Origin of the sequence: Actinacidiphila sp. bgisy167, from assembly GCF_965342175.1 — a bacterium.
Taxonomy (GTDB): Bacteria; Actinomycetota; Actinomycetes; order Streptomycetales; family Streptomycetaceae; genus Actinacidiphila.
Window position 1 is genome coordinate 1 of the sequence record NZ_CBDRBL010000043.1, and the last position, 15823, is coordinate 15823.

Genomic DNA, 15823 nt, shown 5'->3' on the forward strand with positions numbered 1-15823 from the left:
CACACGGCGGGGGCGGGGTGGGACCACGGTCCCGAGTCAGGGATGATGGAGTCCTCCATCCCGCGGTCGCCGCAAGCAGGCGATGAGGGAGCTTCATCTTCAGCGACTGCAGAGGGAATTCATGGGCCAAGCGCACGACACCGACCAGCGTCTGATCGCCGACCGGTACCGGCTCGGCGCCGTCCTCGGCAAGGGCGGCATGGGCACCGTCTGGCGGGCTGTCGACGAGACGCTCGGTCGCACGGTCGCGGTGAAGGAACTGCGCTTCCCGCACAACATCGACGAGGACGAGAAGCGCCGCCTGATCACCCGCACCCTGCGCGAGGCGAAGGCCACCGCCCGGATCCGCAACACCGGCGCGGTGACCGTCTTCGACGTGGTCGAGGAGGACGACCGGCCCTGGATCGTCATGGAGTTGGTCGAGGGCCGCTCGCTGTCGGACGCGATCCGGGAGGACGGGCCGCTGACGCCCAAGCGCGCCGCCGAAGTCGGTCTGACCGTGCTGGACGTGCTGCGGGCCGCCCACAAGGAGGGCATCCTCCACCGTGACGTGAAGCCGTCCAATGTGCTGATCGCCGACGACGGCAGGGTCGTGCTCAGCGACTTCGGCATCGCACAGATCGACGGCGACCCCTCCGTCACCTCCACCGGCATGCTGGTCGGCGCTCCCTCCTACATCTCCCCGGAGCGGGCGCGCGGCCAGAAGCCGGGCCCGCCGGCCGACCTGTGGTCGCTGGGCGCGCTGCTGTACGCCTCGGTCGAGGGGAGGCCCCCGTACGACAAGGGCTCGGCCATCGCCACGCTCACCGCGGTCATGACCGAGCCGCTGCGCACCCCGCGCAGCGCGGGCCCGCTGGCCGACGCGATTCAAGGGCTGCTCAACAAGGACCCGGAGCTGCGGCTCGACGACGAGGGCGTACGCCCGCTGCTCACCGCCGTCGCCCACGGGCCGGACGTCCCGGTCGCGGAGGCCACGCGCACCATGCCGCTGCCGCACTCGGACCCGCAGCCCACGCCCACCGACGCGCCGCCGTCCGCCCGGGCCGCCGCCGCCGACCAGGCGGCGCTGCGGGCCGCCAAGGCCAAGCCGGAAGCCGAGCCGGCGCAGGCGCAGGCGGCCGCACCGGCGACCGCGTCCGCGCCGGTCGCGCCGGCTCCGGCACCCGCCGCGGCCGCCGTCCCCCGGCTGCCGCGCCTCGCGGAGATGGACCCGCGCCACCGCCGCGGTCTGCTCCTCACCGCGATCGCGGTCGTCCTCGCGCTGCTCGGGACGGGCATCGGCCTGTGGGTCGGCCGCGGGGACGGCGACGCCACCGCGGGCCGGCCCGCAGCCCCGTCCTCCTCGGCCGGCCTCACCTCCGGTGACGGCAACGTCCACAACGGCGAGGGCGGCGACGGCGAGAGCGGAGACGGCAAGAGCGGCACGGGGAGCACGGGCGCCTCCGGCACGGGCGGCGGCCAGGACCAGGGGAAGGGCGACGACTCCGACAAGGATGCGGGTAGTTCTTCCTCCTCCGGGTCCGGCTCCGGCGACGGCTCCGGCAGCGGGGACAGCGGCTCCCCCGCCGTTCCGGCCGGCTGGACGACCTACACCGACTCCGAGGGCTTCTCGATAGCGCTGCCGGGCGGTTGGGCCGCCAACAAGGAGCGGGCCGGCAACGGCTGGATCTTCAACGCCCGCCGCAGCCCCCGGGTGCAGGTCGACTACACCCACTCCCCGGGCACGAGCGCGGCGGAGGCGTGGCGCCAGAACGAGTCCGCCACCGCGTCCCGGTTCCCCGGCTACCACAAGCTCTCCATAAAGGACGTGGACTACCGCGGCTACCGCACCGCCGCGGACTGGGAGTTCACCTACACCTCCGGCGGGACGAAGATGCGCGCCGTCAACCGGGGCTTCGTGGTCGACGACGGCCACGGCTACGCCATCCTCTTCTTCGCGCCGGACGCCGAATGGGACAGCAAGAAGATCACGGATATGCGCGAGGCGCTCTTCAGCACCTTCAAACCGGCCAAGTGACGGCGGTCGAGCACGTATTGTGAGTCACTGCGGACTGTCCGCATCCAGAACGGATCGGATCTGACGCTTTGGGGAGGCGTCGTGGACGACTACGCGGGACGCGTACTGGCCGACCGCTACCGCCTGCCGCGGCCGCCCGCCGACGAGTTCGAACTGGTGGAGACCCGGGCCTGGGACACCTTCAGCAACCAGGAGGTGCTGATACGCCAGGTCCTGCTGCCCGAGGTCGTCAGCGCCGAACCCGGGCCGCACCACGGGGACAGCGGGGACACCGCCCAGCGGGTCCTGGAGGCGGCGCGCGCCGCGGCCGCCATACCCGACCACCCCCGGCTGGTGCAGGTCTTCGACATCTTCGCCGAGGACGGCAGCGTCTGGATAGTGAGCGAGCTCGTCGCCGGCCGCCCGCTGGCCGCCGTCCTCGCCGACAAGCGGCTGAGCCCCTACCGCGCCGCCGAGGTGGCCTCCGACGTGCTGACCGCGCTGCGCGTGCTGCACGCGCACGGCTGGGTCCACCGCAATGTCACCGGCCGCACCGTGCTCGTCTGCGACGACGGCCGGGCCATGCTTTCGGGCCTGGCTGTCGGCGCCGCACAGGAGGCGCTGTGCGGGTACAACCCGGTGCCGGTGCCCGCCCTGGCCGGGGGCGGGGACGGGCCCGGCGGCGGCTGGGACGGCCCGCACTCCGCGCTGGAGCTGGAGCGGGCCCGGCAGGCCCGGCTCACCGTCGTCGGCCCCGTCACCGAGCGATGGGCCCCGGAGCAGGCCACCGAGGTCCACGGGAACTGGCGGCTGGCCCCGCCCGTCGGCCCGGCCGCCGACCTGTGGGCGCTGGGCTCGCTGCTCTTCCGCAGCGTCCAGGGCCATCCGCCGTTCCCGGAGGAGAGCACCGCGGAGCTCGTCCAGCTGGTCGTCGCCGAGCCGCCCGCCTACGCCGAGGAGTGCGGCCCGCTGCGGCCCGTCGTGGAGTCCCTGCTCCGCCAGGACCCGCAGGAGCGGCCCGACGCGGAGGAACTGCGCGGCTGGCTGCGTTCGCTCGTCCGGTCCGCGCCGGAGCCGGACCTGGGGCTGAGCACGGTGCCCGTGCCCGCCGACGACGCGCACCGGCTGCCCGTCGTACGGCGCCGGGGCGAGCTGGTCCGCCGCCGCAGGGCTGCCGCCGAATCCGTGCCCGCCCATCCCGGGCACGGACGCCACAAGCGCGCCAAGGGACGGCCGGAGCGGCAGGGTCGGGGGCCGCGCAGCCTCGGCGTCCCCCTGGTCGGGCTGGTGCTGCTGCTGATGGCCGCCGCCGTGCTGTACGCCGTGCTCTTCATGCCGCGCGGCGGGACCGCGGGCGACGAGGGCGCGGCGGGCGCCGCGCACACCCTGCCCGCGCGGATGCCCGGCGGCGAGGAGCATCCGCGAACGGCCGAGTCGCGGACGACCGGGCCGGCGCCCACCAAGGCGCCGAGCGGCCCGCCGCCCACCCGGTCGGCCCCCGCGGACGACGCCGGGGACGACGCCGGGGGCGAGGACGCCACCACCGGCCTCGGCGGCGAGTTCCGGCTGCGCACCGACCCGGAGGGCTTCCGCCTCGCCGTCCCGGGCGGGTGGCAGCGCACGGGCCGGAACACCGACGGGCAGGTCCGCTACACCGGAGGCGACTACCAGCTGCTCGTCGTGCCCGGCCGCGACACCGTCGCCGACAAGGGCAGCGACCCGATCGCCTACCAGAACGACGAGCCCGAGCTGGCGGGTTTCCGCGCCTCCGGCTGGTCGTCGGCCTCCGGGCTGCGCCGCCTGGACATGGGCGGGATCGCGGCCGCGGAGGGCGAGTTCGCGTGGAGCGACGCCGCCGGGCGGCAGCTCTTCGCGCGCAACCTGGTGATGATCCGCGACGGCCGGTACCACGTCGTCCTGGTCGTCGGGCCGGACAGCCGGCGCGCCGACGTCAAGCGGTACTTCGAGAAGGCCGCGGAGACCTACCGCACCACCTGAACGCGTCCGGGGCGGCACGGCCTCCGACGAACCGCGGTCCGGGCCGAGGTGTCGTGAAGGCCCCGCGGAGGCATCGCGAAAACCGGCTACTGGCGGGTATGCAGGCACAGTCGGCCGTCGTACGATCCCGACATGACGGACTCTCCCGCCGCCGGTAACGGCAATCCGGTCGCCTCCTCCGGCACCAGGACCGCCGCGGACGTGGTGACCCCGGACCTCGTGGCGCGACTGACGCGGGGTGTCGGCGGCAGCGGCCGCACCGTGAACCACACGCCGCTGACCGGCGAGAAGCTGGCGGAGCTCCCCGAGGCGACGCCGCAGGAGGTGGCGGCGGCGTACGCCAGGGCGCGGGAGGCGCAACGGGCGTGGGCGGCGACACCGGTGCGCCGCCGCGCCGCGGTACTGCTCCGCTTCCACGATCTCGTGCTGGCCCGGCAGCCCGAGGTGCTGGACCTGATCCAGCTGGAGACCGGCAAGGCGCGGCTGCACGCGCACGAGGAGGTGCTGGCGGTGGCCGTCGCCGCCCGCCACTACGGCCTGAAGGCCCCCGCCTACCTGAGGCCCAAGCGGCACACCGGCGCCGTCCCGGCCCTCACCAAGGTGCGGGAGCTGCGGCACCCGCGCGGTGTCGTCGGCCAGATCGCGCCGTGGAACTACCCGCTCGAACTCTCCGTCGGCGACGCGCTGCCCGCCTTCGCCGCCGGCAACGCCGTCGTGATGAAGCCGGACACCGAGACCGCGCTGACCGCGCTGTGGGCCCGGGAGCAACTGATCGAGGCCGGGCTGCCCGCCGACGTCTGGCAGGTCGTCATCGGCGAGGGCCCGGTCGTGGGCCCCGCGGTCGTCGAGCACGCCGACTACGTGTCCTTCACCGGTTCCACCCGTACCGGCCGGGACGTGGCGACGCGCGCCGCGGCCCGACTGATCGGCGCCTCCCTCGAACTCGGCGGCAAGAACGCCCTGCTGGTGCTCGAGGACGCGGATCTCGAGCGGGCCGCCGAGGGCGCGGTCCGCGCCTGCTTCTCCTCGGCGGGCCAGCTGTGCATCTCCATCGAGCGGCTCTTCGTCCACGCATCGGTGGCCGACGCCTTCCTGGAGCGCTTCACCGCACGCACCCGGGCCCTCAGACTCGGCACCGCCCTCGCCTACGGCGCCGGGATGGGGTCGCTGGCCGGCGAGCGCCAGCTGGAGACCGTCACCCGGCATGTGGCGGACGCCGTCGCCAAGGGCGCCACCGTCCTGACCGGCGGCAAGGCCCGCCCCGACGTCGGCCCGTTCTTCTTCGAGCCGACGGTCCTGGACGGCGTCGAGCCGCCGATGGCCGTGTGCGACGAGGAGACCTTCGGGCCGGTGGTGTCCGTCTACCGCTTCACCGACGAGGACGAGGCGGTCGAGCGCGCCAACGCGACGCCGTACGGCCTCAATTCCAGCGTCTGGACCAGGGACACCCGCCGTGGCGCCCGCATCGCCGCCCGGCTGCACAGCGGCACCGTCAACGTCAACGAGGGCTATGCGCCGGCGTACGGCAGCGTGCGCTCCCCGATGGGCGGCATGAAGGACTCCGGGCTCGGCCGCCGACACGGCTCCGAGGGCATCCTCAAGTACACCGAGGCGCAGACCGTGGCGACGCAGCGGCTGCTGCCGATGGCCCCGTCGCTGGGCATGGACGACGCGGCCTACGCGGCCCTCATGAGCCGCGGTCTGCGCGTGATGAAGACGCTGAGGCTGCGCTGATGGCGGGGGAGCGGACGTCCTCGGGCAACCCCCACCCCGTTCGCGCACAGGACTACGACGTGATCGTGATCGGTTCCGGCTTCGGGGGCGCGGTCGCGGCGCTGCGCCTGGCCGAGAAGGGCTACACGGTCGGCGTCCTGGAGGCGGGCCGCCGCTGGACCCGGGAGTCGCTGCCGAAGAACTCCTGGCACCTGCGGGACTACCTGTGGGTTCCGGCGCTGGGCCTGTACGGGATCCAGCGCATCCACCTGCTCGGGAAGGTGATGGTGCTGGCCGGCGCGGGAGTCGGCGGCGGTTCGCTGAACTACGCCAACACCCTCTACGTCCCGCCGAAGGTCTTCTTCGAGGACCGCCAGTGGGGCCGCATCACCGACTGGCAGGAGGAACTGGCCCCCTACTACGACCAGGCCGAGCGCATGCTCGGCGTGCGGCTCAACCCGACGACGACCCCCGTGGACGTCCACCTCAGGGCGACCGCCGAGCGCATGGGCGTCGGCGACTCCTTCCGCATGGCCCCCGTCGGCGTGTTCTTCGGGGACGGCCGGGACGCCGGCGGGCAGGGGCCGGGCGGCGCCGGGGCCGCGCCCGGCGAGGAGGTCCCCGACCCGTACTTCGGCGGCGCGGGCCCGTCCCGGCGGGCCTGCACGGAGTGCGGGGAGTGCATGACCGGCTGCCGCCACGGCGCCAAGAACACCCTGAACGAGAACTACCTCCACCTCGCCGAGCAGGCGGGCGCCGAGATCCACGCGATGAGCACCGTCACCGCCCTGGCGCCCGGTCCCGGGGGCGGCTACGAGGTCACCGTCGTCCCCACCGACCGCCGCCGCAGGGGCAGGCCGCGCGTACTGCGCGCCGGGCAGGTCGTCGTCGCCGCCGGAACCTACGGCACCCAGACGCTGCTGCACCGCATGCGCGACGAGGGCCGACTGCCGGGCCTGTCCGCCCGGCTCGGCGAGCTGACCCGCACCAACTCCGAGGCGCTGGTGGGCGCGCAGACCGACAGCCGCCGCTACCGCGAGCGCACGGGCGAGCAGCGGGTGGACTTCACGCGCGGTGTGGCGATCACGTCCTCGATCCACCCCGACGAGAACACCCACATGGAGCCGGTGCGCTACGGCAAGGGCTCGAACGCGATGGGCGCCCTGTCGATCCTCCAGGTCCCGCACGGCGGCCGACTGCCGCGCGCACTCGCCTACCTGGCGCACTGCGCGCGCCAACCCGTGCTGCTGCTGCGGTCGCTGTCCAACCGCCGCTGGTCCGAGCGCACCATCATCGGCCTGGTCATGCAGTCCCTGGACAACTCGCTGACCACCTACCGCAGACCCTCGGGCCCGGGGAAGGGCCTGCTCACCGCCCGGCAGGGGCACGGAGCGCCGAACCCCTCCTTCATCCCGCAGGCCGCCGAGGCGGCGCGCCTGCTGGCCGAGGAGATCAACGGCTTCGCGGGCGGCACCGTCGGCGACCTGACGGGCACCCCGCTCACCGCCCACTTCCTGGGCGGGTGTGTGATCGGGGAGGACGCCGGGCACGGCGTGATCGACCCGTACCACCGGCTGTTCGGCCACCCGGGCATCCATGTGGTGGACGGCTCCGCGGTATCCGCCAACCTCGGGGTCAATCCCGCGCTCACCATCACCGCACAGGCCGAGCGCGCCATGTCCCTGTGGCCCAACAAGGGCGACGCCGACCCGCGTCCGCCCCAGGGCGCGCCCTACCGGCGGGTCGCCGCCGTCGAGCCCAGGCACCCGGTCGTCCCCGCGGACGCCTTCGGGGCGCTGCGGCTCCCGGTGCTTCCGGTGCCGCCGGTCCCCCCGAAGGACTGAGTACGGCACGGGCCGCCCCGCCGGGTGCGGCGAGGGGGCCGCACCCCTACGGGATGCGGCCCCCTGGCGGTGCCGGGCGCCGGTCGGCTCAGGCGGCGACGCCGCTCTTGCGACGGCGGACGGTGAAGATCGCGCCCGCGCCGACGACCATGGCGACGCCGCCGACGGTCGCGATGAGCGGCAGCGAGGAGGACGCGCCGGTCTCAGCCAGCGAGCCGATCGGCGTGTCGCCCGAGGGCCTGGTCACCGGGGTCGTGCCGCCGGTCTGCGGCTTGGAGTCGTCCACGTCGCCCGCGTCCGTGCCGGCGGCGAGGATGTCGAACTGGTAGAAGGAGTCGCCGTTGCCGGAGACGACGCAGTCGCCCTCGTCGTTGGCGTACATGCCGATGCTGATGGCGATGCCGAGGCCGGCCGGGGCGGACTTGTCCACCGACAGGCGCAGGTCGAGGGAGAAGGACTCCTTCGGGTCGACGTTGGTCCAGCCGACGTAGCCGGCGCCCTCGTCGGTGTCGTCGAGCGAGATGTCGATCCACTCGCCGCTGTCCGGGTCCTGCCACTGCAGGGTGAGGTGGCCCCCGGAGTGCTCGAAAGTCGCCTTGCTGATCGCGGAGGCGAAGACCCCGAGGTCCACGCGCTTGTAGGACGCGTCGCCCTTGGTGGCGACGTTCAGCTTGAAGCCGTGCCAGCCGCTGCCCGCGACGACCTTCGAGGGCAGCCCGCTGAGGGTGGTCGAGAGGTTCTCGTCGGAGGCCGGCTCGTCCTGGTCGTTGCAGGTGATCGGGCCGTCGCCGGGCTTGGTGCTCATGGAGGGTGAGGGCGGGGAGGAGACGGTGGCCGAGGGTGAGGGCGAGCCCGTGTCCGTGGGCGTGGCCGTGACCGAGGGCGATGCGCTGCTTGTCGCCGTCGTGTCGTCCGAGGGGGTGCCGCTCGGCGTGGAGGTGACGTCGGACGCCGGGTCCGTGCCGGTGGGGGAGCCGGTGCTGTCGCCGGGGGTCCGCTCAGGGGTGGGGGACGTGGTCGAGGACTCCGACGCCGTGGGGGACGCGTCGGCGTGGGCGATGCCGGCACCGAGCAGGGTGGCGGGAACGAGGGCTGCGGAGGCCGCAGCGGCCGCGAGAGTACGGCGGAGCTTCATATGGGGTCCTAGAAACCGGTTGATGGTGACGTACCGGTCAGACCCGTGTGAAGGCCCTGGGGTTGTACGCGTTACCGAGATCGCGGTGTGTGATCCGGCTCACTCGATCGAGGGTCGGAAACCTGCCCACGTGCCGCGAAATGAGTAGTGTGTTCCTCGCAGAGCGGCCGGTCCCGGGCGTCCCCGGAACCGACCGCCACTTTGAGTCGCGACCGGGCTGCTGTCCCCTGCCGTCCGGTCACTGAGCACCGGAGCGAGGTCCCACGGCGCGGCCGCATTGCTTCCACTCGCGCGGGCGCGCCTCATCGCTCCGGTGATACCCCGCCCAGCTGCGTCTGAGCGGTGTCCACGCGTGGTGTTCGACGTCCTTGCTTGCTTCCCTGGCCCGGGGTGGCCGCACCTGGCTGGCACGGACACCGGATTCAACGAAGGCATTCGTGGGCGGTCACGTGCCGTACGGGTGATGCCCCCCGAACGGGTCACGGGCCCGGTGTCCGCGAACGGGTCAGGACCGGCCGCGGCACAGCTCCAGCAGGGTCATGGCGAGTGCGGTGCCGGGCCTCCCCAGCGGATCGCCGTAGCGGCGCAGCACCTCCATCTCGCGGGAGAGGTGCACGCGGCGGCCGCCGGACTCGATGCGGGTGCGCTGGATGCCGGCCGAGACCGTCATCCGCTCCTGCACCAGCGCGATGATCCGCGCGTCGAGGTCGTCGATCCGTTCGCGGGCCTGCGCGATGACGGCGCCGGGGTCGGCGCCCGGGCCGCCGGCGCGGTCGGTGGCGGTGTCACCCGCGTGGTCGGCGGACCGCGGTGCCGCGGGGGTGCTGGTCATGGGGTTCCTCCTCGGGGAACGGGCCCCCGGGCCGCCGGGACGGGAAACGCGAGGCGCCCCGGGCCGTGTGGCCCGGGGCGCCTGGTGACGTCGTGTGCGTTTCCTCGCTCAGACAGCACGACCTCGGCAGCCGGACCAGCCGGTGCCATAGGTAAACGCGAAGCGCGTGCCGTGCAGCATGCCGCACAGTGTGCGCCCTCGGGCCGGGCAAGTAAAGCCGTGAGCGCCGGTAGAATCGGTGGGGACCTCACGTTCGACACCGCCGGAAGGCCCACCGTGGCATCAGCGACCCCAGCCGCCCCCGACACCGTCCTCGTCGTCGACTTCGGGGCGCAGTACGCCCAGCTCATCGCCCGCCGCGTCCGCGAGGCCCGGGTCTACAGCGAGATCGTGCCGAGCACCATGCCGGTCGAGGAGATGCTGGACAAGCGTCCCGCGGCGATCATCCTGTCGGGCGGCCCCTCGTCCGTGTACGCCGAGGGCGCCCCGCGGCTGGACCGCGCGATCTTCGAGGCGGGCATCCCCGTCTTCGGCATGTGCTACGGCTTCCAGTTGATGGCCATCACCCTCGGCGGCACCGTCGACAACACCGGCGCCCGCGAGTACGGCCGTACCCCCCTGCACGTGGGCAAGGCCGGCTCGACGCTCTTCGAGGGCACCCCCGCCGAGCAGTCGGTGTGGATGTCGCACGGCGACACCTGCACCGCCGCCCCGGAGGGTTTCGCCGTCTCGGCCTCCACCGACCTGGTGCCGGTGGCCGCGTTCGAGAACGACGAGAAGAAGCTCTACGGCGTCCAGTACCACCCCGAGGTCCTGCACTCCGACCACGGGCAGCAGGTGCTCGAGCACTTCCTCTACCGCGGCGCGGGCATCGCTCCGAACTGGACCACGCACAACGTGGTCGAGGAGCAGATCGCCGCGATCCGCGCCCAGGTCGGCGACAAGCGCGCCATCTGCGGCCTGTCCGGCGGCGTGGACTCCGCGGTCGCCGCGGCCCTGGTCAACAAGGCCATCGGGGACCGGCTCACCTGCGTGTACGTCGACCACGGCCTGATGCGCAAGGGCGAGTCCGAGCAGGTCGAGAAGGACTTCGTGGCCGCCACCGGCGTCCAGTTGAAGGTCGTCGACGCGCAGGAGCGCTTCCTGACCGCGCTCGCCGGGGTGTCCGACCCGGAGCAGAAGCGCAAGATCATCGGCCGGGAGTTCATCCGGGTCTTCGAGCAGGCCGCGAGCGAGATCGTCGCCGAGGCCGGCGCCCACGGCGAGTCGGTGGAGTTCCTGGTGCAGGGCACCCTCTACCCCGACGTCGTGGAGTCCGGGGGCGGCACCGGCACCGCCAACATCAAGTCCCACCACAACGTGGGCGGCCTCCCCGAGGACCTGCAGTTCCAGCTCGTCGAGCCGCTGCGCAAGCTGTTCAAGGACGAGGTCCGCATGGTCGGACAGGAGCTCGGCCTGCCCGAGGAGATCGTTCAGCGCCAGCCCTTCCCGGGCCCGGGGCTGGGCATCCGCATCGTCGGCGAGGTCACCAAGGAGCGCCTGGACCTGCTCCGTGAGGCCGACGCCATCGCCCGCGAGGAGCTGACCGCCGCCGGTCTCGACCGCGACATCTGGCAGTGCCCTGTGGTGCTGCTCGCGGACGTCCGCTCGGTCGGCGTGCAGGGCGACGGCCGCACCTACGGTCACCCGATCGTGCTGCGCCCGGTCTCCAGCGAGGACGCCATGACCGCGGACTGGTCGCGGCTGCCGTACGAGGTGCTCGCCCGGATCTCCACCCGGATCACCAACGAGGTGGCCGACGTCAACCGCGTCGTGCTGGACGTCACCAGCAAGCCCCCGGGCACCATCGAGTGGGAGTAGCCCCCCGCGCGGGGCAGTAGGGGCGATACCGGGAAGAGCCGGTGTCGCCCCTGTCCGTATCCGGGCCCCGCGGAGCCCCGCGGTGCGGCCCGCGTCGACCGCGCGTGGGGGCGCACTCGCCGCATGTGAGTGATCGGGACGCGATCTGGTCGCCTGGATCAACTACCCGCCCGCTGACGAGCGAACGGCCCGCGAAAAGCAGAGCTTTTCGATTGAACAACGGCCGCTTCGCCTACGTATCCCCTAGGACGCTCCCGGACAATCGGTTCGAGACGTCGACGGCAGGTGCGGTGCGAGAGGCGGACGGCATGAGCGTGACGGGCATAAAGGGCATGAACGGACCGCGGGACCTGGAGCGGTACCCCAGTCAGGGACCGTGGCGGGACACGGCACGGCGCTATGCGCTGCTGCCGCTGCGCATCTTCCTCGGCGTGACCTTCGTCTACGCCGGCTTCGACAAGCTGCTGTCCGACACCTTCTTCAACGACAGCGCCCCCGGCTCCCTCCTGGGCACCCTCAACGCGGTGCGCGGCAGCGCCGCGATCCCGGCCATGGTCGACCTGGCGCTGAAGAACCCGCACGGCTTCGGCTACGCCATCGCCTTCGGCGAGATCGCCGTCGGCATCGGCACGCTGGTCGGCCTGCTCAGCCGGATCGCCGCCCTGGGCGGGGCGCTGATCTCGCTGAGCCTGTGGCTCACCGTCAGCTGGTCCACGCAGCCGTACTACTACGGCAACGACCTCGCCTACCTGATGGCCTGGCTGCCGCTGGTCCTGGCGGGTGCTCCGCTACTGTCCGTCGACGCGATGATCGCCGGACGGCGGGGTCGGGGGCGGCGCGGGCGGGCTTGAGCGCTTGGCGGCGCGCCCCCGCAGCGCCCATGAGGTGACCGAGCCGAGTGCCGCGAGGGTCAGACCCGCGCAGGTCAGGGGCACCGCGGCAGCTGGGGGCAGCGACAACTCCCCGGCGGCGTCGAGCAGGTACACCGCGGCCAGGCCCAGCAGGACCAGTCCGGTCAGCAGCGCCGAGGGCGCGAACGGATGCCGTCTCACGGGGACTGCACCACCTTCACCTGTCCGACGCCCACTTCCACGTCCAGCTCCAGCGTGCCGACGGGCTTTCGCCCGTCCACCGGGGCCAGGGCGACCTTACGGTCCAGCCCGGGCCGGACGTCGATGTCCTGGTCCTTGTCGCCCGGCAGCTTCAGGTCGCCCACCCCCACCTGGACGTGCATCCGCAGCGCGACGTCCTGCGGGATCCGGACCACCAGCTGCCCGGCGCCCACCTGGGCCCGCGTCGAGACGGTGCGTCCGCCCGGCTGGAGCCGCGACAGGTCCAGCGTCGCTCGGCCGGCGCCCAGCTCGTAGGAGTCCCGCACCGTCGCGAGCGTCGTCGGCGTCCAGGTGCGCTGCTGCCAGTCGGTGCCGACCGACGGCGGCAGCGTCGTGGAGCCCACCAGCAGCGCGGCCGTCAGCAGCACCATGACGACGGTGCCGCCGCCGAGCCGCCCCCACCAGGTGCTGACCACGAAGCCCAGGCCGAAGACGGCCAGCGCGGAACCCAGTGCGATCTGCACGCTGGTGGCCAGCGGCTGGGCCGACCAGGACGCGGCCAGGCCCCCCGCCGCCGCGGCCGCCGCCAGGCAGAACACCAGCCCGCCGAGCCAGGCGCCCTCGCGGCGTACCGCCCGGCGCCGCTCCCGCCACTCACGGCGGTCGCGCTCCTCGTCGGCGGGACCGTCGTCCGGTCCCCACAGGTAGCCGCCCGGCCCCGGCGCCGAAGGCGCGTCCTCGACCGCTGTCTCCTTCCACCACGCGGCCGCGGCGGGCTGTGGCGGCGGCTGGGTCGGCGGCGGCGCGACCGGCTGCGCGGGCGCCTCGGTCGCCTGCCGCCGGTGCACCGACCAGTACACGGCGCCGGCGAAGGCCGCCAGCAAGGCCAGTGAGAAGGTCAGGTTCCCGCCGCTGCCCAGCGTCGACAGGAACAGACCGCAGCCGACGAGTGCGACCAGCACCGCCGTCAGCGCCGTCCCCTCGACCCGCCCTGACAGCAGCCGGTGCGCCTCGCTCGCGCTCTCCCCCTCCAGCGGGACGAGCAGCCACGCCAGGCCGTAGGCCACCAGCCCGAGGCCGCCGGTGAGCGCCAGCACGCCGAGTACGATCCGGAAGACCACCGGGTCGATGCCGAAGTACCGTCCCGCGCCCTCGCAGACGCCCGCGATCACCTTCCGCTCGCGGTGGCGCGCCAGCCGCGGGCCCGGTGGCGCGGCGGCCGGCTCCGCCCGTGTGTCCTGCTCCGTCATGGCTCCATGGTGGCGGTCCGCGAGGTGTGCGGGTATCCGGAACGACCCTGACCCCGCATGGGGGCGAACCCTGATACCCCCGGCCCGCGAAACGTGTGACGATCGGGACATGCCAGCCGCCGGACCGCCGACCAGCCCGCCCAACGGCGCGTCGTACTTCGCGCCGCCGGATGCAGCGGGATCCCCGGTCCGCAAGCTCTACCGCAGCTCCGAGGGCCGGGTGATCGGCGGCGTCGCCCGCGGGCTGGCCGGGCACCTCGGACTGCCCGTGGCCTGGGTGCGGGTGGTCTTCGTCGTCCTGGCCACCATCCAGGGCCTCGGCATCCTGCTGTACGCGGTCTTCTGGTTCGTGGTGCCGCTGGGCGTCGGCGGAGTGGTCGAGGCCAAGGAGCCGCGCGACGCCCGTTCCTGGCTCGCCGGGCGCAGGCCCGACCGCGGCCAGGTCGTCGCGCTCGTCGCGCTCGCCATCGGTGTCGGCATCCTGCTGGACAACCTGCACCTCGGCAAGGCCAACGCCTACGTGTGGCCGCTGCTGCTGGTCGGGCTCGGCGTCGCCCTGGTGTGGCGGCAGGCCGACAACGCCCGCCGGGCCCGTTGGGCCGAGCTGAGCCGCCGCAAGAGGCTGCTGCCCTTCGCGCGTGGCGCCGCCGGGGTCATCCTCGTCGGCGTGGGCGTGACCGCGTTCCTCGTCGTACAGGGCTCGGTCAGCCATCTGGGCACCATCCTGCAGGCTGCGCTCGCCGTCCTGGTGGGGGTGGCGCTGATCGCCGGCCCGTACCTCGTGCGCATGGCCCAGGACCTCTCCGCCGAGCGGCTGGCCCGCATCCGCGCGCAGGAGCGCGCCGAGGTCGCCGCGCACGTCCACGACTCCGTGCTGCACACCCTGACCCTCATCCAGCGGCACGCCGAGGACCCGCGCGAGGTGGCCCGGCTGGCCCGCGCGCAGGAGCGGGAGCTGCGGGCCTGGCTCTACCGGCCCGAGGGAAACGGCCGGGAGGACGAACCGGCCGGCCTCGCCGAGGCGGTGCGCCGCGCCGCGGCCGAGGTGGAGGACGCGCACGGCGTCCCCGTCGAGGTGGTGTGCGTCGGTGACTGCCCGCTCGACGAACGCCTGGTGGCGCAGATGCAGGCGGCCCGCGAGGCCATGGTCAACGCCGCCAAGTACGGTGGGGACGAAGCCGTGCAGGTGTACGCGGAGGTCGAGGAGAGCAGGGTCTTCGTGTCGGTCCGCGACCGCGGCCCGGGCTTCGAGCTCGACGACGTGCCGCCGGACAGGATGGGCGTCCGGGAGTCGATCATCGGCAGGATGCGGCGCAACGGCGGCGAGGCGCGGCTGCGCTCCGCACCGGGCGGGGGGACGGAAGTGGAGCTGGAGATGGACAGGGCGCAGGAGCCAGGGAGGCCCTCATGAGCACGGAACGGCGCGCGAGGGTCGTCCTCGTCGACGACCACCGGATGTTCCGCACCGGGGTGCAGGCCGAGATCGGCGAGACCGAGCGGACCGGGGTCGAGGTGGTCGGCGAGGCCGCAGACGTGGACCAGGCGGTCTCCGTGATCACCGCGACGCGACCGGACGTCGTGCTGCTCGACGTCCACCTGCCCGGCGGCGGCGGGGTCGAGGTCCTCAAGCGCTGCGCGGGGCTCATGGGCGACGCCGAACACCCGGTCCGCTTCCTGGCGTTGTCGGTCTCCGACGCAGCCGAGGACGTCATCGGGGTGATCCGCGGCGGCGCCCGCGGCTATGTCACCAAGACCATCACAGGCCCCGACCTGGTCAGCTCGGTCTTCCGGGTCGCCGACGGCGACGCCGTCTTCTCGCCCCGGCTGGCCGGCTTCGTGCTGGACGCCTTCGCCTCCACCGACGCCCCGCCGGTGGACGAGGACCTGGACCGGCTGACCCAGCGCGAGCGCGAGGTGCTGCGGCTGATCGCGCGGGGCTATGCGTACAAAGAGGTCGCCAAGCAGCTGTACATCTCGGTGAAGACGGTCGAGTCGCATGTCTCCGCGGTGCTGAGGAAGTTGCAGCTGAGCAACCGGCACGAGCTCACGCGGTGGGCGACCGCGCGCCGGCTGGTCTGAGCCGGGGCGGCGCGGGTGCCACTCGCGCCGCGTGACGCCGGGGGAGGTGGTCGGCGGGGTGCCG

Annotated in this window: 12 protein-coding genes; 8 read left to right on the top strand and 4 right to left on the bottom strand. The window is 73.5% G+C overall.

The window, feature by feature from the left end:
- Window positions 1-121: 121 nt before the first annotated feature.
- The 4 genes from ACRWND_RS17690 (at window position 122) to ACRWND_RS17705 (ending at window position 7551) form a co-directional block, all read left to right on the top strand.
- Entirely contained in the window at window positions 122-2017 is a 1896-nt protein-coding gene (locus tag ACRWND_RS17690; protein WP_431950382.1) for a serine/threonine-protein kinase, read from the top strand.
- Between the two features lie 81 nt (window positions 2018-2098).
- Window positions 2099-3994: a serine/threonine-protein kinase gene (locus ACRWND_RS17695; protein ID WP_431950384.1), complete on the top strand. Its 1896-nt coding sequence runs from the start codon at window positions 2099-2101 to the stop codon at window positions 3992-3994.
- A 132-nt stretch (window positions 3995-4126) separates the two neighbouring features.
- A complete protein-coding gene (locus ACRWND_RS17700; RefSeq protein ID WP_431950386.1) occupies window positions 4127-5728 on the top strand; it encodes a succinic semialdehyde dehydrogenase in 1602 nt (533 codons plus the stop codon).
- Window positions 5728-7551, top strand: coding sequence for a GMC oxidoreductase (locus ACRWND_RS17705; protein ID WP_431950388.1), 1824 nt, complete (start codon window positions 5728-5730; stop codon window positions 7549-7551). The genes ACRWND_RS17700 and ACRWND_RS17705 overlap by 1 nt, the downstream gene beginning before the upstream one ends.
- A gap of 88 nt (window positions 7552-7639) precedes the next feature.
- On the opposite strand, the gene ACRWND_RS17710 is transcribed toward ACRWND_RS17705, so the two are convergent.
- On the bottom strand, window positions 7640-8686 hold the full coding sequence (locus ACRWND_RS17710) for an LAETG motif-containing sortase-dependent surface protein (RefSeq protein ID WP_431950390.1): 1047 nt from the start codon (window positions 8684-8686) through the stop codon (window positions 7640-7642).
- A 505-nt stretch (window positions 8687-9191) separates the two neighbouring features.
- A complete protein-coding gene (locus ACRWND_RS17715) occupies window positions 9192-9518 on the bottom strand; it encodes a chorismate mutase (RefSeq protein WP_431950392.1) in 327 nt (108 codons plus the stop codon).
- A 276-nt stretch (window positions 9519-9794) separates the two neighbouring features.
- Here ACRWND_RS17715 and guaA point away from each other — a divergent pair, with 276 nt between their 5' ends.
- Entirely contained in the window at window positions 9795-11378 is a 1584-nt protein-coding gene (guaA, locus tag ACRWND_RS17720; RefSeq protein WP_431950394.1) for a glutamine-hydrolyzing GMP synthase, read from the top strand.
- A 332-nt stretch (window positions 11379-11710) separates the two neighbouring features.
- Window positions 11711-12229 carry a DoxX family protein gene (locus ACRWND_RS17725; protein ID WP_431950456.1) on the top strand — a complete coding sequence of 173 codons (519 nt, stop codon included), beginning with the start codon at window positions 11711-11713 and terminating at the stop codon, window positions 12227-12229.
- On the opposite strand, the gene ACRWND_RS17730 is transcribed toward ACRWND_RS17725, so the two are convergent.
- Window positions 12167-12430 carry a hypothetical protein gene (locus ACRWND_RS17730; RefSeq protein ID WP_431950396.1) on the bottom strand — a complete coding sequence of 88 codons (264 nt, stop codon included), beginning with the start codon at window positions 12428-12430 and terminating at the stop codon, window positions 12167-12169. The genes ACRWND_RS17725 and ACRWND_RS17730 overlap by 63 nt on opposite strands.
- Window positions 12427-13680: a PspC domain-containing protein gene (locus ACRWND_RS17735; RefSeq protein ID WP_431950398.1), complete on the bottom strand. Its 1254-nt coding sequence runs from the start codon at window positions 13678-13680 to the stop codon at window positions 12427-12429. The genes ACRWND_RS17730 and ACRWND_RS17735 overlap by 4 nt, the downstream gene beginning before the upstream one ends.
- A gap of 109 nt (window positions 13681-13789) precedes the next feature.
- On the opposite strand from ACRWND_RS17735, the gene ACRWND_RS17740 reads away from it, so the two are divergent.
- The gene (locus tag ACRWND_RS17740) at window positions 13790-15091 is read left to right on the top strand and encodes a PspC domain-containing protein (RefSeq protein ID WP_431950400.1); all 1302 of its coding nucleotides are present in this window, start codon (window positions 13790-13792) and stop codon (window positions 15089-15091) included.
- Entirely contained in the window at window positions 15088-15759 is a 672-nt protein-coding gene (locus tag ACRWND_RS17745) for a LuxR C-terminal-related transcriptional regulator (protein ID WP_431950402.1), read from the top strand. Before ACRWND_RS17740 ends, ACRWND_RS17745 begins: the two co-directional genes overlap by 4 nt.
- The last annotated feature ends 64 nt before the right edge of the window (window positions 15760-15823 follow it).

Excerpts from the sequence above, each read along its gene's own strand:
- ACRWND_RS17690 (WP_431950382.1), top strand. The coding sequence starts at position 122 with ATGGGCCAAGCGCACGACACCGACCAGCGTCTGATCGCCGACCGGTAC.
- ACRWND_RS17700 (WP_431950386.1), top strand. The coding sequence starts at position 4,127 with ATGACGGACTCTCCCGCCGCCGGTAACGGCAATCCGGTCGCCTCCTCC.
- ACRWND_RS17705 (WP_431950388.1), top strand. The coding sequence starts at position 5,728 with ATGGCGGGGGAGCGGACGTCCTCGGGCAACCCCCACCCCGTTCGCGCA.
- ACRWND_RS17710 (WP_431950390.1), bottom strand. The coding sequence starts at position 8,686 with ATGAAGCTCCGCCGTACTCTCGCGGCCGCTGCGGCCTCCGCAGCCCTC.
- ACRWND_RS17715 (WP_431950392.1), bottom strand. The coding sequence starts at position 9,518 with ATGACCAGCACCCCCGCGGCACCGCGGTCCGCCGACCACGCGGGTGAC.
- ACRWND_RS17725 (WP_431950456.1), top strand. The coding sequence starts at position 11,711 with ATGAACGGACCGCGGGACCTGGAGCGGTACCCCAGTCAGGGACCGTGG.
- ACRWND_RS17735 (WP_431950398.1), bottom strand. The coding sequence starts at position 13,680 with ATGACGGAGCAGGACACACGGGCGGAGCCGGCCGCCGCGCCACCGGGC.
- ACRWND_RS17740 (WP_431950400.1), top strand. The coding sequence starts at position 13,790 with ATGCCAGCCGCCGGACCGCCGACCAGCCCGCCCAACGGCGCGTCGTAC.
- ACRWND_RS17745 (WP_431950402.1), top strand. The coding sequence starts at position 15,088 with ATGAGCACGGAACGGCGCGCGAGGGTCGTCCTCGTCGACGACCACCGG.